We start from the raw sequence: 19,060 nt of genomic DNA, 5'->3' as shown, positions 1-19,060 counted from the left end.
CATGCGAACCATGTGGCTTAGCGAACATAGTCGAGACGCGCTTGACACCCTGGCGCTTTCGCTTTGACATGGCTCTCACCCTGCGCAATTCTTTTGTGAAGCCGGGGCGCCAGCCACGGTGGCGGGGGACCGGGGATGGGCGGTGAAGAACCAACAATGCTCGGGCGAAATGTGCTGCGGCGCTTCTTGGCGCTTTTTTTCCTGCCCATGGGTCTCATGTGTCTTGCCTATCCCCTCGTCGAGCTGGCTCTGGGGGACGAAGCCGGCCTGATCGACGACAGTCGGGCCTGGCTGGGCGCAGGGAGCGGGGAGGGTGTGCCCAAAGTGTCCGAGGTATCCTGCACTCATCAACGTTATGGAACCCCGTCACCCTCACGGCACAGCTTTGGCTACTCAAACTGGGACTGCATCCTCAGGCTAAGCCTGGCGGCCGAAGCGCGAGCGGATGAGCGGTTCGCGGCAGGGAGCGCGAACCCTGCGTTGCCGAGCGAGCTTGAGCGGGTGCTGCCGTCGGACCGAACGGGCGACCTCCCTGTACTGCGGCGGCTTCCTGACGACGGCGAACTCGTTCGCTTTGGGGTCGTCTGGAATGGCGGCGAGCTTACGCGGCGTTGGCTGCACTGGCTGTACCTGTCCGCGCTCTTCTTCGCTTTCGGGGCGGCCAACCTTTACGCAGTGCGAAAGGCGCTCAAGGGGTGATTACCAATGTCGCCTTCGCCTCATTCCGGTGGGCTCGGTCAGGGCGAGCGCAGCCAAACGATCAGCGTGCGCGAAAAGGACGCTTTCCGCTCGCATCCTTAGCGCTTTGTCTGTGCGAGCCTTTTACGGGAAAAGATGTTCGACGCGCATCTGCCAGGCGCTTGGACGAAAATTGGAGCCGACGGGGCGCCAATATTCATCCCATGCCAATTACGCACGGCGATAATAAAAGGAGCCAGCGAATATCGCCTCGGCAAGTTCGTGAGCTGTCGGCCTGACGGGAAGGAAATGGTGGACGCACTAGGGCTCGAACCTAGGACCCGCTGATTAAGAGTCAGCTGCTCTACCAACTGAGCTATGCGTCCACTTGCCATTTCGGCACCGCCGGCAGCGGGGCAAAACCCTCTTGGCTGCGAAGCGAGCGGCCAGCTATCACGCTCAATCTCGCATTGCAACGGCTTTCCAGTAAAATTTTTCGCGACGCTGCTGCCACCCGCAGATTGAGCCGTATCAGGCCTTTCGCACGGACAAAATTCATGGCGTCTCCGCGATGCGTCGCAAAGCTGGCGGTGACCTTATGATCAGGTGCCGGCGATCGCTGGTCAGCATGCCCTCGCGCTCCCACGCCGAGAGGGTTCGGCTCGCTGTGTGAAGAGTCGTGCCCGCAATGTCGGCGATATCCTTGCGTCGCAGCGGAAAGGCGATCCGCATGCCGTCACTGGCCGGATGTCCGGCCTGGTCAAGCAGCCGCAACATCGTGCGCGCGATGCGGCGCTCGGCGCTTTGCGTCGCCAGTTCACGCAAGCGTTCCTGCGTTTCGCCAAGCCGGCCGCCAACAATGGCGATCATGTTGAGCGCGATCTGCGAATGGCGTTTCATCAGCGCGACCAGATCAGCAGGATCCCAACTCAGTTCGACCGCATCGACAAGGGCCGTGGCATCCGCAGGGTAGAGGCCATCGGTCAATATGGGGACGCATCCGAAGATTTCGCCGGGGCCTATGAGGCGGACGAGGATTTCCTCGCCGTCGCTGCCCGCCTGTGTGATGCGCACGCAGCCGCAAAGCAGGGCGTGCGCCCGGCCGGCGATCTCGCCCTGATCGAAAACGCGTACGCCGCGGGCCAGTGAACGCCGATGTGCGATCGCTGCTCCCTCTTCGAGCACGGCGAGCGGAAGGCCGGCAAAAATGCCGATTCCAGCGAGGGCGCGGGGCTCGATCGACGGGCGAAGGGTCATGATGACCTCCTAGGCGCCTAGCGAGCAAAAGAGGAGAAGTTTGATCCAGCGCAAATTCATTGGACCCAACTCTGCTATTGCCGGGACGCGGGCGGGGCCTGACCGTTCTTGATGGAGACGACGATGTTCTGCCCGGAATGCGGCGAGGTCATGGGATGGGGGCCACTCGACCCGCGGAGCGCGCGCCATGTCCGTGATTCCGGCACTTTGAAAGCGCTCGGTCGGTGGGTTCACGCTGTTGCTCGCCGGGTGTGGCCTCGGGGCCATTGAGCGTGCCGCTGCCCGTCCCGGCGGGCAGAAGGAACCTTGAAAACAAGAGGGGGGCTGATGGGCGAGTATCGCAAACTCTGGTGGACCTTGATCTCGGTCCTCACGGTCACCTTTCTCATCCTCGGCATTTCCGGGGCTGAGGTTTATCGCAAGGCACCTCCGATCCCGACCGAGGTTGTCACGGCGTCAGGCAAATCCCTGATGACCAGGGAAGACATCATGGCCGGGCAGGCCGCGTGGCAAAGCACCGGCGGTATGCAGCTCGGCTCGATCTGGGGGCATGGCGCCTATCAGGCACCCGACTGGACCGCCGACTGGCTGCACCGCGAACTGACCACGTGGCTGACGCTCGCGGCTTTGGAGGCCTATGACAGGCCCTTCGACGAACTCGACGTCGAACAGAAAGCGGCGCTCGTTCATCGGCTGAAACAGGAATATCGCAGCAATGGGCTCGAGCCATCGACCGGCATCGTCACCGTCTCCGAGCGCCGCGGCGCCGCAATAGCCCTCACGGCTGCTCACTATGACAGGCTTTATGGCAGCGATCCCGCGCTACGCGGGATGCGCGACAATTATGCGATGAAGGAGGGAACGCTGCCCGACGCTGGCAAGCGTGCGGCGCTGGCCGATTTCTTCTTCTGGACGGCGTGGGCTGCATCCACCCAACGACCCGGAACGATAGCCACCTATACCAATAATTGGCCCCCCGAGCCCCTGATCGGCAATCAACCGACACCGGAGAATATCCTTTGGTCTCTCGCATGCGTGGTCATCCTGATCGCTGGCGTGGGCGCGCTGATTTGGGGCTGGGCCTTTCTGCGCCGTCATGACGACACCCCACTCGTCACCGCCGACAAGGACCCGCTGACCCTTGCAGCGCTGACCCCCTCGCAGCGTGCGCTCGGCAAATATCTTTTTGTGGTGCTGGCGCTGCTCGTCTTTCAGGTTTTTATCGGAGGGTTCACCGCCCACTATACGATCGAGGGTCAGAGCTTTTACGGCATCGACGTGTCGCAGTGGTTCCCTTATGCGCTCACTCGCACCTGGCACGTGCAGAGCGCAGTGCTATGGATTGCCACGGCCTTCCTAGCCGCCGGTCTGTTCCTTGGACCGGTTATTCACGGAGGCGATCCCAAGTATCAGAAGGCAGGGGTCGACCTGCTCTTCTGGGCGCTGATCCTGGTCGTCGCCGGGTCGTTCGCCGGCAATTATCTTTCGATCGCGCAGGTGATGCCCGACGGCCTCGGATTCTGGCTCGGGCACCAAGGCTATGAATTTCTTGATCTCGGCCGCATTTGGCAGATTGCACTGTTCGCGGGACTGCTCTTCTGGCTGGTCCTGATGTTGCGGTGCATGATGCCCGCTCTCCGGCGCGAGAAAGGCGGGGACCGGAGCCTGCTTCTGCTCCTTACCGTTTCGACCGTTGCAATCGGACTCTTCTACGGCTCCGGCCTTTTTTATGGCGAACGCACCCATATCACGATCATGGAATATTGGCGGTGGTGGGTCGTCCACTTGTGGGTTGAGGGCATTTTTGAAGTGTTCGCCACCGCCGCCATCGCTTTCATCTTCGCGTCGATGGGGCTGGTGTCGAAACGGATCGCGACGGCCGCGAGCCTTGCCTCCGCATCGCTCTTCATGGTCGGCGGGGTGCCGGGCACCTTTCATCACCTATATTTCTCTGGAACGACCACTCCGGTAATGGCCGTCGGCGCTGCGTTCAGTGCGCTCGAGGTCGTGCCGCTCATCGTGCTCGGCTATGAAGCCTGGGAGCATTGGAGCCTGCGCGACCGCGCGCCGTGGATGCGCGCGCTGCGCTGGCCCTTGATGTGCTTCGTTGCCGTTGCCTTCTGGAACATGCTCGGCGCCGGCGTCTTCGGCTTCATGATCAACACGCCAGTCGCGCTCTTTTATCTTCAGGGACTGAACACCACCGCGGTCCATGCACATGCGGCGCTGTTTGGGGTTTATGGTTTCCTCGCCCTTGGTTTCACGCTTCTGGTGCTGCGCTATATCCGGCCCGAAATTCGACTCAACGAAGGGTTGATGCGCTTGGGGTTCTGGGGACTCAACGCGGGGTTGGTGCTTATGATCTTCACGAGTCTGCTCCCGGTGGGGCTTTTCCAGTTCGAAGCAAGCGTGACCTCCGGCATGTGGTACGCGCGCAGCGACGCGTTCCTCCAGCAGGGTTTCCTCGAAGCGCTGCGCTGGGTTCGGACCTTCGGCGACGTGGTTTTCATCCTCGGTGCGCTTGCGGTCGCGTGGCAGGTCGTGATTCTCGGCTTGTGGCGCAAGGGCGCGCGGCGGCAAGTGTGGTGATGGTGGCCAACACGACAGGGGGTTCCCTCGCAAAGTCGCCGCTGTGGCTGCGCGGTGGTTATCGTGTCCTCTTCGGATGCGGCGCTTTGTGGGCTATCATCGTCGTCGTCCTGTGGATCGGCTCGATTGGCGGGCGCTGGACGCTGCCGCTCACGATAGATCCGCTCGCCTGGCACCAGCACGAGATGCTGTTCGGCTATCTCGGTGCAATCATCGGCGGGTTCGTAAGCGCCGCGATTCCCAACTGGACGGGGCGGCCGACGGTGATGGGATGGCGGGTGGCGGCGGTCGCCGGGCTATGGCTCGCGGCGCGGCTCGCCATTCTCTTTTCAGCGCTGGTGCCACCAGTCGTGGGCGCGGCGCTCGACACCGTCTATCTTCTTCTGCTCCTGGCCTATGCAGCCCGTGAAATCTTCGCCTCGGGCAATCGGAACAAGCCGATCCTCGCCATCCTCTTCCTCTTTGCAGCCGCCTGCGCGCTCGACCATGCTGCGATAATGGGGATACTTGCCGATCCGGCGCTGGGCATGCGTCTGGGATTTGCGCTGATCCTGCTTCTGATCGTTCTTATCGGCGGCCGCATTACGCCGGCTTTCACGCGCAACTGGCTGGTGCGGCAGGGGCGGAGCGAGAGACTGCCGGTCCTGCCGAACCGTTTCGACATGGTGGTGAGCGGGCTCACTGCAGCCGCGCTCGCGTCGTGGGTTGCAGGACCCGCCTACCCCGGCGCTGGAGTCCTGCTGATCGGGGCGGGGGGGCTCCAGCTGGTTCGGCTGATGCGCTGGGAAGGGTTACGGGCGTTTGACGACCCGCTCGTCTTCGTCCTCCACCTTTCATACGCCTGGCTTCCCGCTGGTCTCATCCTTCTCGGCTGCGCGGCGCTGTTCTCGTTACTGCCGGTCACGAGCGCCGTGCATGCGCTGGGCGCGGGAGCAATGGGTGCAATGACGCTTGCAGTGATGACACGCGCGACCCGCGGTCACACCGGGCGCGTGCTCGAAGCCGACCGCGCCACTCTCCACATCTATATCCTGGTTCATGCAGGCGCGCTGCTGCGCGTCCTCGCGCCGCTCCTGCCATTCGATTATATGGGGATCATCGCCGCTGCAGGAGGTTTGTGGGCATCCGCCTTCCTCCTTTTCCTCCTCGTCTATGTCCCGATGGCGGTGCGTCCGGCGCCCGGTGAAAAATCGGCATGACGGACGCTTCCTTCGATCCATCGTCTCTTTCCAGCGACGCTGCGGTAGAGTATGGCAAAGCGGTGACCGACTGTGCATCCTGCGTCGTCCGGAACCGGGCGATCTGCGCAAGCCTCGATGCCGAAGAGCTTGCGTTGCTCGGCAGGCTGGGACGCCGCCAGCGAGTGAAAGCGGGTCACACCCTCTTATGGGAAGGCGACGACGCTCCGGTCGTTGCAAATGTTCTTGAAGGCGTGTTGAAGCTCGTCGTTGCGACTGCAGATGGTCGCGAGCAGATTGTGGGCGTCGTCTTTCCCTCCGATTTCATCGGGCGGCCTTTCGGGAAGGAAAGCCCCTACAGCGTCACCGCCATGACCGACGCCGAGGTTTGCATCTTTAACCGCAAGAGCTTCGACGAATTTGCAAGCGCGCATCCCGATTTGCAGCACAAGCTGCTGCGCCGCACCCTCGACGAGCTGGACCGGGCGCGCCACTGGATGATGCTCCTCGGCCGCAAATCGGCGGAAGAGAAAGTGGCATCCTTTCTCCTCGAAATGTCCGAACGGTTGTCGGGGGAGGGGTACAACTCGGGCGCGCGCAGCGGCTTCGAGCTGCCCTTTGGTCGCCAGCAGATCGCCGACATCTTGGGGCTGACGATCGAGACGACAAGTCGTCAGCTCACCCGGATGCGCGCTGAAGGTCTGCTCGACTTGCCGTCGCGCCGCGAGATTGTGATCAACGACCGGGCGGCGATGGAGGCGATCGCGGGCTGAACGGCTCGGCGAGCAAAGCTCCCTTGCCGGACGGGGGTGGGGATTTCAATAAAACTCGCCCATAAAGTGGCGCTTCTCTCCCGCGACCTGGGACATTTCGTCCCATTGACGCGCTGCAACATTTTTCGTTGATCCAGGTCAATGTTCCGGGCCGCGCAGGCGGTCATGGGCCTTGGATCACGCGGCCAATGGAGCCGCTCAGCGGGGATTCGCGATGATGGACGATCTGGTTTTCAAGGCGGGGGGCTGGCTGGCGCTTGCCCTTCTGGCGCTGGTGTTTGCGGCGCTGGCCGTCGACACGCCCTTTGCGGTGCACATGGTCATTGTATCGATGACTTGTCTGATCCTGCTTTGGAACCGTGTCTCGCGCGCCGATTACGGGGCCATGGCACGGGGGCTGCTCAAGATGCCGCCCGACGAGGGCGTTTACGATGACGATCCGGTACGCTGGGGCGTCCTTGCCACCGTCTTCTGGGGTGTCGCCGGCCTGGCTGTTGGGCTCTATATCGCGCTGCAGCTCGCATTTCCCGCGCTGAACCTCGGGCTGGAATATACAAGTTTCGGCCGTCTCCGTCCGCTCCACACATCGGCTGTCATCTTTGCCTTTGGCGGCAACGCGTTGATCGCGACGAGCTTTTACGTCGTCCAGCGCACCTGCCGCGCCCGGCTCGCCTTTCCCGCGGCCGCTCGCTTCGTCTTCTGGGGCTATCAGCTCTTCCTGGTGCTGGCTGCGACCGGATATGTCATGGGAGTCACGGCGGCGCGCGAATATGCCGAACCCGAATGGTATGTCGACTTGTGGCTGACGATTGTCTGGGTGGTCTATTTCGTCGTTTTCGTGGGCACGATCGTGAAGCGCCGCGAGCCTCATATCTATGTGGCAAACTGGTTCTACCTGAGCTTCATCGTGACCATCGCGATGCTCCACATCGTCAACAACCTTGCGGTACCGGCCACGATTTTTGGGTCGAAGAGCTATTCGGCCTTCGCCGGCGTACAGGATGCCCTGACGCAGTGGTGGTACGGGCATAATGCGGTCGCCTTCTTCCTGACCGTGCCCTTCCTTGCGATGATGTATTATTTTGTGCCGAAGCAGGCCGAACGGCCGATCTACAGCTATCGCCTGTCGATCATCCACTTCTGGTCGCTGATTTTCCTCTATATCTGGGCGGGTCCGCACCACCTTCATTATACCGCGCTGCCCGACTGGGCGCAGACGCTGGGGATGGTCTTCTCCGTCGTGCTGTGGATGCCGAGTTGGGGCGGAATGATCAACGGTCTGATGACGCTCAATGGCGCGTGGGACAAGATCCGCACCGACCCGATCATCCGCATGATGGTCGTTGCGCTCGCCTTTTATGGCATGGCGACCTTCGAGGGGCCGATGCTCTCGGTCAAGGCGTTCAACAGCCTGAGCCATTATACCGAATGGACGATCGCGCACGTTCACGCCGGCGCGCTCGGCTGGAACGGCATGATCACCTTTGCCGCGGTTTACTATTTGGTGCCGCGCCTTTGGGGACGGCCGCGCCTCTATTCGCTGCGCATGGTCAATTGGCACTTCTGGCTCGCGACGCTCGGGATCGTGTTTTACGCCGCCTCCATGTGGGTCGCGGGCATCATGCAGGGCCTGATGTGGCGCGAATATGGTGCGGACGGCTACCTCGTCTACAGCTTTGCCGAAAGCGTCGCGGCGATGCATCCCATGTACCTGATCCGCGCTGCGGGCGGGGCGATGTATCTCGCCGGCTTCCTGCTGCTCGTATTCAACGTCTGGGCAACGCTCGCAGGCAAGTTCCGCGAAGAAAAGCCGATGACCGAAACCCCCTACAACGCCGCCGCGGATCGTCCGCTGGCGCCCGTTCCCGCCGAATAAGGAGCCAAGGCCAATGCCGAGCGAAACCGCCGAAAAGCGCTTCAGCCACAAGAAGCTCGAACGCAATGTGAGCCTGCTCGGCTTCTTTGCTCTGATCGCCGTCGCGATCGGTGGCATTGTCGAGATCGCGCCGCTGTTCTGGATCGACAACACGATCGAGAAGGTCGAGGGGATGCGGCCCTATACGCCGCTCGAACTCGCCGGGCGCAATATCTATATCCGCGAAGGCTGTTACACCTGTCACAGCCAGATGATCCGTCCATTTCGCGATGAGGTCGAACGTTACGGCCACTATAGCCTTGCCGCGGAAAGCATGTACGACCACCCGTTCCAATGGGGGTCGAAGCGCACCGGGCCCGACCTGGCGCGCGTCGGCGGCCGCTATTCCGACGAATGGCACAAGGCGCATCTCATCGACCCGCGCAGCGTCGTGCCCGAATCGATCATGCCACCCTATGCCTTCCTCGCAGATCGTGATCTGGAGGCCGGCGACATGGCGCGTGACCTGACCGCGCTCTACCGGGTCGGTGTGCCCTACACGAAAACGGATATTGCGAGGGCGAACGAGGATCTGCGGGCGCAGGCCGACCCCAATGCGGGGGCGGGGGACCTCGTCAAACGCTATCCCAAGGCGCAGGTGCGCGACTTCGACGGCGATCCTGCCCGGGTTACAGAGATGGACGCACTGATCGCCTATCTCCAGATGCTCGGGACTCTCGTTGACGTTGAAAAGGCGGCCCCTCAGGAACAGGCGCATGCACCCGCCGCGGTTTCGGGAGCGGCGCGATGACCTACGACGAAGTCCGGCATTTTGCCGACAGCTGGGGGCTCATCGTGATGGTGGCCATGTTCCTCCTGTTCATCGCCTGGCCCTTTCGAAAGGGCGCCCGCCGTCACCATGACGAAGCTGCAAACATGATCTTCAAGGAAGACGACAATGGCCGATCATAAGCGCATCGACGAGGTGACGGGGACGAGCACGTCCGGTCACGAATGGGACGGCATCGAGGAACTCGATACGCCGATGCCGCGCTGGTGGCTCTGGTCGCTGTATGCGACCATCGTCTGGGGCATCGCTTACGTCATCCTCTATCCGGCCTGGCCGATGATCCACGGCGCGACCGAGGGTGTGCTCGGGTGGACGAGCCGCGGGCAGCTCGAGGCGGAGATGCGGGCTGACGCGCAGCGCCGCGCCCCGGTGGTAAACGCGATAGCGGCCACTGAGATCGCGGACCTTCCGGCGAAGCCGGAACTCATGCAAGCCGCCGTACAGGGCGGAGCGGCCGCATTCCGGGTCCATTGCATCCAATGCCACGGCGCCGGGGGTGCAGGGGTCAGGAATCTTTACCCGAGCCTGACCGATGATGACTGGCTGTGGGGCGGTGACCTTGCGACCATCGAATATACGATCACCCACGGGATCCGGAATCCCGACCATAAGGCAACGCGCACCAGTCTGATGCCCGCCTTCGGACGCGACGGCATTCTCGACGCGGGGCAGATCGCCGATGTCGTAAGCCATGTTCGCGTCATCAGCGGCCAGGAGAAAAAAAGTGCCTCCTCGGCGCGCGGTGCTGCCGTCTTCGAGACGAACTGCGCTGTCTGTCACGGTGCAAGCGGCGAGGGCGGGCGCGAATTCGGGGCTCCGAAGCTCACCGACGCGATCTGGCTTTATGGCGGCGACCGTGCCAGTGTCACCGCCACCGTGACCCAGCCCCGCAATGGCGTAATGCCGCGCTGGAACAGTCGGCTCGATCCGGTGACGATCAAGATGCTCGCTGCCTATGTCTATTCGCTGGGCGGTGGTGAAAAAACGCCTGCGCCAAACCCGGCTGCGGCCGTGGAAGGACAGGGAGCCGATGGCCAGCCCTGAAGACATCACCGGCGAGCACGCATCGCTCTATGCGGCGCGCAAGGGCGTCTACCCCAAGAAGGTGAACGGCCCATTCCGGCGCTTCAAATGGGCCATCATGGCGGTCACGCTGGCGATCTATTACGGAACGCCGTGGATCCGCTGGGACCGCGGCCCGCACGCGCCCGACCAGGCGGTGCTCGTCGATCTCGCCAACCGGCGCTTCTACATGTTCCAGATCGAAATCTGGCCGCATGAATTCTATTATGTCGCTGGCCTTCTCATCATGGCCGGGGTCGGCCTGTTTCTCGTCACCAGCGCGGTCGGACGCGCCTGGTGCGGTTATGCCTGTCCGCAGACGGTGTGGACGGACCTCTTCCAGCACGTCGATCGGCTGATAGATGGCGACCGCAACGCGCAGATCCGTCTCGCCAACGGTCCCTGGACGGCCGAGAAGATCACCAAACGGACGGTCAAATATGCGATCTACCTGACCGTCGCTTTCTGGACCGGCGGCGCGTGGATCATGTATTTCGCGGACGCCCCGACCTTGACGCGCGACTTCTGGTCGGGGGACGCGGCGCCGGTGGCCTATGTGACCGTGGCCGTGCTGACCGCGACCACCTTTATACTTGGCGGTTTCCTGCGCGAACAGGTCTGCATCTATATGTGTCCCTGGCCGCGCATCCAGACCGCGATGATGGACGAAAAGTCCTTGCTGGTTACCTACAAGGACTGGCGGGGCGAGCCGCGCGGCAGCGTCAAGAAGGCCGAGAAGAATCCAGGCGCCTTCGGCGACTGCATCGATTGCAACCAATGCGTTGCCGTTTGCCCTACTGGCATCGACATTCGGGAAGGGCCGCAGATCGGTTGCATTACCTGTGCGCTGTGCATCGACGCGTGCGACAGCGTGATGGCGCAGGTCGGGCGCCCGCGCGGGCTCATCGACTATTGCACGCTCGACGACGCCGCGACCGAAAAGGCGGGCGGGGTAGCGCCCCCGATCCGCAAGACGCTCTTCCGTCCGCGGACCCTCATCTATTTCGGTCTCTGGGGGGCGATCGGGCTCGCCATGCTCTTTACCCTCGGCCAGCGCACACGGCTCGATCTTGCCGTCCAGCCCGCGCGCAGCCCGCTCTATGTCCAGCTCTCCGACGGCGCGATCCGCAATAATTACACGCTGAAGCTGCGCAACATGGAACTTCGTCCCCGCACGGTGGAAATAAGCGTCAGCGGTTTGCCGGGCGCGCGGCTGTGGATCGACGGCGGCTCCCGGGAGACGGCGCGGCAGAGTCTTCACATGCCGCTCGCGGCCGACAGCGTGACGAGCGCGCGGTTGTTCGTCGTCGCGCCAGGCGCTGGTCCCGAGCGTCAGGATTTCACCATCGCAGTGCGCCCGCTCGACGATGATCCGCGCGGCGACAGCGAGACCATTCAGTTCGATCGTCCAGGAGGCGAATCATGAGCGGAACGCCTGAGCGAAAGCCTTTCACCGGACGCCATGCCGCGATCATCCTTGTCGCCTTCTTCGGCGTTGTCATCGGCGTCAACATGGTCATGGCGAGTTTCGCGCTGTCGACGTTCGGGGGCACTGTCGTCGACAACAGCTACGTCGCGAGCCAGCATTATAACGAATGGCTCGCACGCGCCGAGGCGCAGGATCGGCTTGGCTGGGAGGAGAGCGTCGCGGTCGATGAAAGCCGCCACGTCCGGCTGACGATCCTCGAGGAGGGCGCGCCGCTACAAGGGTTGCGCGTCATTGCGACACTTCGCCACCCGCTCGGTCAGGCGCCTGCACGAGCGATGGATTTTGCACCCGATGTTGATGGCACGCTGCGTTCGGTCGAGCCATTGCCCGCCGGACGCTGGCAGATCGACCTCTCGGTGCGCCGCGGCGCCAACGAAGCGCGATACCGGGTCGACCTCCAATGACCGAGACCGCCACGCCGCTGATCGAGCGCGATTTTGCGGTGCCTGACATCCGCTGCGCGGGCTGTATCGCGAAACTGGAGCAGGGCCTTGTGCGCGATCGGAGGATCGCGGCGGCGCGGGTCAACTTCACCGAAAAGCGAGTGCATATCTCCTGCACACCGGATGCGGATACGCCCGAGCTCATTGGTGCTTTCTCGCTGCTCGGCTTCGAGGCGCATCCGATCGGGGATGGCCCGGCGGACGTCGACATTGGAGCGTCCGACAGCCGCGCATTGCTGCGCGCCGTCGCGGTCTCGGGCTTCGCGATGATGAACATCATGCTCTTGTCGGTGTCGGTCTGGTCCGGCGCGAACGGCGCGACGCGTGACCTGTTTCACTGGCTTTCTGCCGCGATTGCCTTGCCAACGGTGGCCTATGCTGGAAAGAGCTTCTTCCGCTCGGCCTGGCGCGCAGTTCGCCACGGGCACACCAACATGGATGTGCCCATCAGCATCGGGGTACTGATTGCAACCGCGCTCAGCCTCTACGAAACCGCGACCCACGGCCCGCATGCCTATTTCGACGGCGTTGTGATGCTGCTCTTCTTCCTGCTTTGCGGGCGCTGGCTCGACAGCGTCATGCGTGACCGCGCGCGCGGCGGCGTCACGTCGCTGCTTCGCAACATGGGTACCGGTGCGATGGTCGTCGACGAGGATGAGACGAGCCGCTGGGTAGATGCGACCGCGCTTCAGAGCGGGATGGTGATGCTCGTTGCAGCGGGCGAACGATTGCCCGCCGATGGCATCATGATCGGCGGTACCAGCCAGCTCGATCTCTCGCTGCTGACGGGCGAAAGCGCGCCTCAGGCAGTCGGACCGGGGGATCCGGTCCATGCAGGAACGCTCAATATCGATGCGCCGATCCGGGTGCGTGTGACCGCGACAGGCGGCGATACCGCGATCGCCGATATCGCCCGGCTGATGGGCGAGGCGGCGCAGGGGAAGTCTCGCTACGTCCGTATTGCCGACCGCGCGGCGCGCTATTACGCGCCCGCGGTCCATACGCTGGCCTTGCTCGCCTTCGCCGGCTGGATGATCGCGGGCGCGGGCTGGCATCACAGCCTCTTGATCGCTGTTGCGGTGCTCATCATTACGTGCCCCTGCGCGCTCGGCCTCGCGGTGCCCGCGGCGCAGATCGTCGCTGCCGGCACGCTGATGCGCATCGGGGTGCTCGTCAAGGACGGCTCTGCGCTCGAGCGGCTGGCCGAGGTTGATCGCGCGATGATCGACAAGACGGGAACGCTGACGCTGGGGCGCCCCGTCGCGGCCAACCTCGGCGAAGCCGATTCGACGGCGCGCGCGTTGCTCCTCGCGCTGGCGCGCGCGAGCCGCCATCCGCTCAGCGAGGCGTTGACCCGCGATCTTGCCGCATCAGGGGTGACGCCGATGCCGGTCGAGGGAGTCAAGGAGACGCCCGGCTTTGGCGTCGAGGCACGATGGGAGGGACGAAAGGTGACGCTCGGGCGGCCCACGCAGCCGCTCACCGACAGCACCCTTGCAACCGAACTCGCGATCGACGGCGTGCCGGTAATCACCATTCGCTTTGCCGATTCCCTTCGGCCTGATGCTCTCGAGACGATCGCCGCGCTACGCGCGGCGGGCGTCGAACCGAGCATTCTGTCTGGCGACCGCGCGGCCGCGGTCGCGCCGGTGGCGCGCGCGCTTGGTCTCACCGCACAAACGGGGATGAGTCCTCAAGACAAGCTCGCTGCGATCGCGCGGCAGACAGCAGCTGGGCACAAGGTGCTCATGATCGGCGACGGGCTCAACGATGGTCCCGCGCTCGCTGCCGGTCACGCCTCGATTGCGCCCGGCTCGGCGAGCGACGCTGGCAAGAATGCGGCTGACTGCATTTTCCTGGGTGACCGGCTGATGCCCACTTTCAAGGCCATCCGCGTCGCGCGACGGACCCAGGCGATTGTCCGGCAGAATTTTGCGCTTGCCATCGGTTACAATATCATCGCGGTCCCGCTTGCCTTCCTTGGCTACGTGACCCCGCTGGTGGCGGCCATTGCCATGTCGGGATCTTCGTTGATCGTCGTCGGCAACGCGCTACGGCTGAGGGGCGCAGCGCGATGAACGGCCTGCTCGTCCTGATCCCCGTTGCCCTCGGACTTGGTCTCATCGGCCTTGCGGCCTTTTTCTGGTCGTTGCGCAAGGGGCAGTTTGATGATCTCGACGGCGCGGCGCTGCGCATCTTCATCGAGGACGAGGAGGATGGGGGGTGACCTTGCGTCACCTCGCCTTGATGCTGGGTGCGGCGGCGCTGATGCAGCCCCCGGCCGCAGCCGAAGCATTGGTATTGACCGTCCCGGCGTGTGGCGGCCCATCGCACCTGATGATCGTGCCAGGCGATCCGGAGGATCCCAAGCAGCGCCGGGACTGTGCGAAGGGCTGCCATGCGTTCAGCGAGCGCCGCGGCAAGCGCGCGCGCGTCAAAGACGGCTGCTGAATTTGGCCCCGTTGATCCCGGTCAATGTCGCGCGGGGGCTCCCCGCATAAGGTGCGGGCATGTGGTCCTATCACCCCGATCTGCTCGCAAAGCCGGTGCCGCGCTATACCAGCTACCCCACCGCGATGGAATTCACCGAAGGCGTCGGCGCTGACGATTATGCGCGCGCGCTTGACGCGGTTGAGCCCGCGACCCCTGTCTCCCTTTATGTCCATATTCCCTTTTGCGAGAGCATCTGCTGGTATTGTGGCTGCAATACGGGGGCCGCGGGCAGAAAGCAGCGGCTCGATGATTATCTGACCGCACTGTCGACCGAGATCTCGCTCGTTGCGAAGCGGCTGGGTGGGCGAGGGCGCATTCGCCGCATTGCCTTTGGTGGCGGCAGCCCGAACGCGATCGCACCGGTCGAGCTTGTGCGCCTTCTCGACCTCCTCCTCACTGTCTTTGACGCGCACCGGCCCGATATCTCGATAGAGCTCGATCCGCGCGGTTTCTCGCCCGAATGGGCTTTGGTTCTCGCGGCGGCACAGGTCACGCGGGTCAGTCTCGGGGTTCAGACCTTTGCGCCGCACGTCCAGCAGGAAATCGGACGGATCCAGCCGCTCTCGCACATCGAACGCGTCGTCGCCGCGCTGCGCCTGCGGGACATCGAGGCGATCAATTTCGATCTGATGTACGGGCTGCCGGGGCAGGAACTCGCCGACGTCGAATCGACGATCGACGAAGCGCTGACCCTTGCGCCCAGCCGCATCGCATTCTTCGGCTATGCGCATCTTCCCCAGATGATCGCGCGTCAGCGGCGCATCGACGCCAGCCGCTTGCCCGGTCCTGAGCTGCGCTTTGAACAGTCTCGGCTGGGTTATCAACGTCTCACCGCCGCTGGTTATACCCCTATTGGTTTCGATCATTTTGCGCGGCCCGAAGATCCGCTCGCGGTGGCGGCGGGAGAGGGTCGCGTAAACCGGAATTTTCAAGGGTTCACCGAGGATGATGCGCCGGTCCTGCTCGGCTTCGGCGCGAGCGCGATCAGCAAGTTCCCCGACTTGATCGTCCAGAACGAAAAGCGTTCGGGCCCTTATCGCGACCTCGTCGGCACCGAACGGCTCGCGGCAACGAGAGGCGTCCGGATCGATGCCATGGAAAGGCGGCGCGCTGAGCATATTCGCGATCTTTTGTGCAACGGGCGCGCCCGTCTTGATGCCGCGGCCATTGCCCCGGCGCGAGACACCCTCTTCGATTTCGAGCAGCGCGGGATCATCGCATGGGAAGGCGACACGCTCCTGATCCGCGAATGCGGGCTCCCTTACGCCCGGCACGTCGCGGCGCAGTTCGACAGCATCAGGGGAGCAATCGCGGCAGTCTGAGAAGGCGGTTTCGAACCACGCGCGGTGGAACCCGCCAGTATTCGGGCCGCCCGCTCCTCAGTAAAAGCGGCGGCTGCCGGTCTTGCTGTCGTTTTCGACCGCAAGGATGATGCCGACACAGGTCATGATCGTGAGCATTGACGACCCGCCGTAGGAAAAGAGGGGCAGCGGGATGCCGACCACCGGCGCAAGACCCATCACCATCATCAGGTTGATCGCGATGTAGAAGAAGATCGTCATCGTGAGACCGGCGGCGGTGAGCTGGCCAAAGCGCGTCCGCGCCTTGAGCGCGACGCGGGTCGACCATCGCAGCAGGAGGAAGAAGGCGAAGAGCAGCGCGACACCTCCCATAAGCCCCCATTCCTCGGCCATGGTCGCAAAGATGAAGTCGGTATGCCCCTCGGGAAGATAGTCGAGGTGGCTTTGCGATCCATTGAGAAAACCTTTGCCCCCGATGCCGCCTGAACCGATCGCAATCTTCGATTGGCTGATGTGATACCCGGCGCCTAGCGGATCGCTTTCCGGATCGAGGAAGATGAGGACGCGCTTCTGCTGATAGTCGTGGAGGAAGGAAAAGAGAATGGGAAGCGACGCCGCGCCCGCGAGCGCGGCACTGCCGAACCACCACAAGGGCAGCCCGGCGAGGAACATGACGACGGCACCGCTTGCGCAGATGGCAAGCGCAGTACCAAGATCAGGCTGCAACATCACGAGCGAAGCTGGAATCCCGATCATTATGAGCGCCGGCCAAAGCGCGGTGAAGGTGCGCGTGTTGCCGGGCGGCAACTGCGTGTAGAAATGCGCGAGCGCGAGGACGATCGCCACCTTCATCAGCTCGGAGGGCTGAAGGTTGAGAAAGCCGAGGTTGAGCCATCGCTGGCTCCCGCCTCCGACAAATCCCAGTAGCTCAACGGCGATGAGGAGGATCGCGACGCCGATATAGGCAATATAGGCGAAATCCTCATAAAGGCGCAGCGGGAGGCGCCCGAGGATCAAGGCGCCGATGAGAAAGACGAGAAAGCGCACGCCCTGCTGCCATGCCCAGGGGGACAGGCTGCCCCCCGCGGCGGAATAGAGGACGAGCAGGCCAAAACCCGTGATCGCGCTGAGAAGGGCAATCAGCTTCCAGGGGATGCGCTGGACGGCGGGCGGAACAGGGATCATCGCGGCACTCCCGGTTCGGGGTCGCTCGCCGCCCCTGCTTTCCAGGCAGCGTAATCGCGGTCCATCCGCTCCTTGATCGTACCGCCCCAGCCACCTTCGAGTTCTTCGAGCGCTTTCATCGCCTTGTCGCGGTCGAACAGGAATGTGAAAATATCTTTCGCAACCGGCGCAGCCGCGCGCGAGCCACCCATGCCATGTTCGATGACGACTGACATGGCGTAGCGCGGATTGTCATATGGGGCAAAACCGACGAACAGGCCGTGGTCGCGATATTTCCAGTCGCCGCCCTTGCCATTTCCGCCGGAGAGGCCACGCACCTGCGCCGTCCCCGTCTTGCCTGCCATCTGGATGTCGTCGAACGGGAGGCGGCTGCGCCCTGCCGTGCCGGCGCCATTGACGACCCGCCACATGCCCCGGCGTGCGATCTCGAGCTGCTCGGCGGTGAAGGGGAGAGCGTGATGCTCGAAGTGACGATTGATCAGGCGCGGATAAAGGGTTTGCCCCGAGGCGATGCGCGCGGTCATGACCGCCAGCTGGAGCGGATTTGCCAGAACATAACCCTGGCCGATGATGGCGTTCAGCGAGTCGGAGGCTGACCATTCACGGCCATATTTGCGCATCTTCCAAGCGCTGTCGGGGATCGTGCCATAGCGCTGGTTACTCCCCGCAAGCTTATATTCTTCGCCAAGCCCCAACAGCCTCGCGGTCGGCGCGATCGCGTCATAGCCGAGGCGGTGGCCGAGCCAGTAGAAATAGCTGTTGCAGCTTTTTTCTATCGCGGTTTGCATGTCGATCGTGCCGTGGGTGCCAAGGCAGCGAAAGAAGCGGCTGCCCAGCCGGTAGCCGCCGATACAGGTGTGCCTTTCCCCCGGATCTACGCCGTGCTGCATTGCCGCGAGCGCAGCCATCGGCTTCAGCGTCGAGCCCGGCGGATAGAGGCCGCGGGTCGCCTTGTTTATCAAGGGCTGATGGTCATTGGCGCGCAGCCAGGCATATTCTGAATTGCTGATTCCGTCGGAAAAACTGTTCGGATCAAAACTTGGCATCGCGATGAACGCGAGAATATCGCCGCTCTCGCAGTCAATCACGATCGCCGCGCCCGACTCGCGGCCCATGCGCCGTGCGGCATATTCCTGAAGGTCCGCATCGATCGTGAGGTGCACCGTCTTGCCCTGCACATCGGGCTTGGTGTTGAGATCGCGAACGATCTTCCCGCGCGCCGTGACTTCGACCCGCCGCGCGCCGGGCTTGCCCTTCAGCATCGGCTCGAAATATTTCTCCAGCCCGTCCTTGCCGATCTTGAAGCCCGGAGTGATGTAGAGCGGGTCTTTGACCTTCTCATATTCCTCGGCGTTCGGCGCGCCGACATAGCCGATCAGATGGCCGACGGCGGCGCCGGTTGGATAGTTGCGCGCGAAGCCTCGAGCCGGCGCGATGCCCGGAAGATCGGGCAGGCGGACGAGGACCGAGGCATAGTCCGCCTCGCTCACATCTTCCTTCACCGCGACGGGCTGAAATCCCGAGGCGGCATTGAGGTCGCGTTCGATCCTTTCCATCGTGTCGCCGTCGAGCCGCAGCAAGGTTCGCAGGCGTGCAAGCACCGCATCCCTGTCGTGCAGACGGTCGGGAATGATGTCGATGCGGAGCGACACACGATTATTCGCAAGAGCCTTCCCGTTCCGGTCGACAATCCAGCCCCGGCGCGGCGGGACAAGCGTCAGGTTGACACGATTGCTTTCCGACTCAAGGACATAGCGATCATTGTCGACGACCGAGATATAGGCCATTCTCGCCGCGAGCGCGACACCGACAGCCGCCTGCGCACCGCCAACGACAAGTGCGCGGCGCGTAAAGGTAAGGCCTCGCCAGGCTTCGGTGATGGGCGGCTGTCTGCGCTTCATGAGGGG

At 63.3% G+C, this 19,060-nt stretch carries 17 protein-coding genes and 1 tRNA gene; 14 read left to right on the top strand and 4 right to left on the bottom strand.

Annotated elements, in window-relative coordinates; genetic code table 11:
• Positions 1 to 156: 156 nt before the first annotated feature.
• Positions 157 to 699: a hypothetical protein gene (locus LH20_RS12750; protein WP_053554521.1), complete on the top strand. Its 543-nt coding sequence runs from the start codon at positions 157 to 159 to the stop codon at positions 697 to 699.
• Positions 700 to 988: 289 nt separating this feature from the next.
• On the opposite strand, the gene LH20_RS12745 is transcribed toward LH20_RS12750, so the two are convergent.
• Positions 989 to 1,064: transfer RNA gene (locus tag LH20_RS12745), tRNA-Lys, on the bottom strand.
• A gap of 169 nt (positions 1,065 to 1,233) precedes the next feature.
• A complete protein-coding gene (locus LH20_RS12740; RefSeq protein WP_053554520.1) occupies positions 1,234 to 1,935 on the bottom strand; it encodes a Crp/Fnr family transcriptional regulator in 702 nt (233 codons plus the stop codon).
• Positions 1,936 to 2,262: 327 nt separating this feature from the next.
• Between LH20_RS12740 and LH20_RS12735 the strand changes: the two genes are divergently transcribed.
• From LH20_RS12735 to hemN, 13 genes are all read left to right on the top strand, one after another.
• Positions 2,263 to 4,524, top strand: a complete 2,262-nt coding sequence (locus LH20_RS12735) for a nitric-oxide reductase large subunit (protein WP_053554519.1) — start codon at positions 2,263 to 2,265, stop codon at positions 4,522 to 4,524.
• Positions 4,524 to 5,723 carry an NnrS family protein gene (locus LH20_RS12730; protein WP_083455399.1) on the top strand — a complete coding sequence of 400 codons (1,200 nt, stop codon included), beginning with the start codon at positions 4,524 to 4,526 and terminating at the stop codon, positions 5,721 to 5,723. Before LH20_RS12735 ends, LH20_RS12730 begins: the two co-directional genes overlap by 1 nt.
• 62 nt (positions 5,724 to 5,785) lie before the next feature.
• Positions 5,786 to 6,475: a Crp/Fnr family transcriptional regulator gene (locus LH20_RS12725; protein WP_200905496.1), complete on the top strand. Its 690-nt coding sequence runs from the start codon at positions 5,786 to 5,788 to the stop codon at positions 6,473 to 6,475.
• A 217-nt stretch (positions 6,476 to 6,692) separates the two neighbouring features.
• A complete protein-coding gene (gene ccoN / locus LH20_RS12720; protein ID WP_053554517.1) occupies positions 6,693 to 8,351 on the top strand; it encodes a cytochrome-c oxidase, cbb3-type subunit I in 1,659 nt (552 codons plus the stop codon).
• A gap of 13 nt (positions 8,352 to 8,364) precedes the next feature.
• A complete protein-coding gene (gene ccoO, locus LH20_RS12715; protein WP_053554516.1) occupies positions 8,365 to 9,141 on the top strand; it encodes a cytochrome-c oxidase, cbb3-type subunit II in 777 nt (258 codons plus the stop codon).
• Positions 9,138 to 9,302, top strand: coding sequence for a cbb3-type cytochrome c oxidase subunit 3 (locus tag LH20_RS12710; protein ID WP_053554515.1), 165 nt, complete (start codon positions 9,138 to 9,140; stop codon positions 9,300 to 9,302). Before ccoO ends, LH20_RS12710 begins: the two co-directional genes overlap by 4 nt.
• Entirely contained in the window at positions 9,289 to 10,224 is a 936-nt protein-coding gene (ccoP, locus tag LH20_RS12705) for a cytochrome-c oxidase, cbb3-type subunit III (RefSeq protein WP_053554514.1), read from the top strand. The genes LH20_RS12710 and ccoP overlap by 14 nt, the downstream gene beginning before the upstream one ends.
• The gene (gene ccoG / locus LH20_RS12700; RefSeq protein WP_053554513.1) at positions 10,211 to 11,668 is read left to right on the top strand and encodes a cytochrome c oxidase accessory protein CcoG; all 1,458 of its coding nucleotides are present in this window, start codon (positions 10,211 to 10,213) and stop codon (positions 11,666 to 11,668) included. The genes ccoP and ccoG overlap by 14 nt, the downstream gene beginning before the upstream one ends.
• Positions 11,665 to 12,135, top strand: a complete 471-nt coding sequence (locus LH20_RS12695; RefSeq protein ID WP_053554512.1) for a FixH family protein — start codon at positions 11,665 to 11,667, stop codon at positions 12,133 to 12,135. Before ccoG ends, LH20_RS12695 begins: the two co-directional genes overlap by 4 nt.
• Positions 12,132 to 14,252, top strand: a complete 2,121-nt coding sequence (locus LH20_RS12690) for a heavy metal translocating P-type ATPase (RefSeq protein WP_053554511.1) — start codon at positions 12,132 to 12,134, stop codon at positions 14,250 to 14,252. The genes LH20_RS12695 and LH20_RS12690 overlap by 4 nt, the downstream gene beginning before the upstream one ends.
• The gene (ccoS, locus tag LH20_RS12685) at positions 14,249 to 14,401 is read left to right on the top strand and encodes a cbb3-type cytochrome oxidase assembly protein CcoS (RefSeq protein ID WP_053554510.1); all 153 of its coding nucleotides are present in this window, start codon (positions 14,249 to 14,251) and stop codon (positions 14,399 to 14,401) included. Before LH20_RS12690 ends, ccoS begins: the two co-directional genes overlap by 4 nt.
• A complete protein-coding gene (locus tag LH20_RS12680) occupies positions 14,398 to 14,625 on the top strand; it encodes a hypothetical protein (RefSeq protein WP_053554509.1) in 228 nt (75 codons plus the stop codon). The genes ccoS and LH20_RS12680 overlap by 4 nt, the downstream gene beginning before the upstream one ends.
• 59 nt (positions 14,626 to 14,684) lie before the next feature.
• Positions 14,685 to 15,989, top strand: coding sequence for an oxygen-independent coproporphyrinogen III oxidase (hemN, locus tag LH20_RS12675; RefSeq protein WP_053554508.1), 1,305 nt, complete (start codon positions 14,685 to 14,687; stop codon positions 15,987 to 15,989).
• Between the two features lie 57 nt (positions 15,990 to 16,046).
• Here hemN and rodA read toward each other — a convergent pair whose 3' ends face one another.
• The gene (rodA, locus tag LH20_RS12670) at positions 16,047 to 17,153 is read right to left on the bottom strand and encodes a rod shape-determining protein RodA (RefSeq protein ID WP_053554507.1); all 1,107 of its coding nucleotides are present in this window, start codon (positions 17,151 to 17,153) and stop codon (positions 16,047 to 16,049) included.
• On the bottom strand, positions 17,150 to 19,054 hold the full coding sequence (gene mrdA / locus LH20_RS12665) for a penicillin-binding protein 2 (RefSeq protein ID WP_053554506.1): 1,905 nt from the start codon (positions 19,052 to 19,054) through the stop codon (positions 17,150 to 17,152). Before mrdA ends, rodA begins: the two co-directional genes overlap by 4 nt.
• Positions 19,055 to 19,060: the final 6 nt, after the last annotated feature.

The organism is Sphingopyxis sp. 113P3 (genome assembly GCF_001278035.1).
In the GTDB taxonomy this organism is placed as follows: Bacteria; Pseudomonadota; Alphaproteobacteria; order Sphingomonadales; family Sphingomonadaceae; genus Sphingopyxis.
The sequence above is the reverse complement of the archived record's forward strand: the minus strand, read 5'-3'. Positions and strand labels throughout refer to the sequence as shown.

Coding starts and splice junctions, on each gene's coding strand:
- rodA (WP_053554507.1), bottom strand. CDS start 17,153: ATGATCCCTGTTCCGCCCGCCGTCCAGCGCATCCCCTGGAAGCTGATT.
- LH20_RS12730 (WP_083455399.1), top strand. CDS start 4,524: ATGGTGGCCAACACGACAGGGGGTTCCCTCGCAAAGTCGCCGCTGTGG.
- mrdA (WP_053554506.1), bottom strand. CDS start 19,054: ATGAAGCGCAGACAGCCGCCCATCACCGAAGCCTGGCGAGGCCTTACC.
- LH20_RS12750 (WP_053554521.1), top strand. CDS start 157: ATGCTCGGGCGAAATGTGCTGCGGCGCTTCTTGGCGCTTTTTTTCCTG.
- hemN (WP_053554508.1), top strand. CDS start 14,685: ATGTGGTCCTATCACCCCGATCTGCTCGCAAAGCCGGTGCCGCGCTAT.
- ccoS (WP_053554510.1), top strand. CDS start 14,249: ATGAACGGCCTGCTCGTCCTGATCCCCGTTGCCCTCGGACTTGGTCTC.
- LH20_RS12690 (WP_053554511.1), top strand. CDS start 12,132: ATGACCGAGACCGCCACGCCGCTGATCGAGCGCGATTTTGCGGTGCCT.
- LH20_RS12740 (WP_053554520.1), bottom strand. CDS start 1,935: ATGACCCTTCGCCCGTCGATCGAGCCCCGCGCCCTCGCTGGAATCGGC.
- ccoP (WP_053554514.1), top strand. CDS start 9,289: ATGGCCGATCATAAGCGCATCGACGAGGTGACGGGGACGAGCACGTCC.
- ccoO (WP_053554516.1), top strand. CDS start 8,365: ATGCCGAGCGAAACCGCCGAAAAGCGCTTCAGCCACAAGAAGCTCGAA.
- LH20_RS12710 (WP_053554515.1), top strand. CDS start 9,138: ATGACCTACGACGAAGTCCGGCATTTTGCCGACAGCTGGGGGCTCATC.
- LH20_RS12735 (WP_053554519.1), top strand. CDS start 2,263: ATGGGCGAGTATCGCAAACTCTGGTGGACCTTGATCTCGGTCCTCACG.
- LH20_RS12695 (WP_053554512.1), top strand. CDS start 11,665: ATGAGCGGAACGCCTGAGCGAAAGCCTTTCACCGGACGCCATGCCGCG.
- ccoN (WP_053554517.1), top strand. CDS start 6,693: ATGGACGATCTGGTTTTCAAGGCGGGGGGCTGGCTGGCGCTTGCCCTT.
- ccoG (WP_053554513.1), top strand. CDS start 10,211: ATGGCCAGCCCTGAAGACATCACCGGCGAGCACGCATCGCTCTATGCG.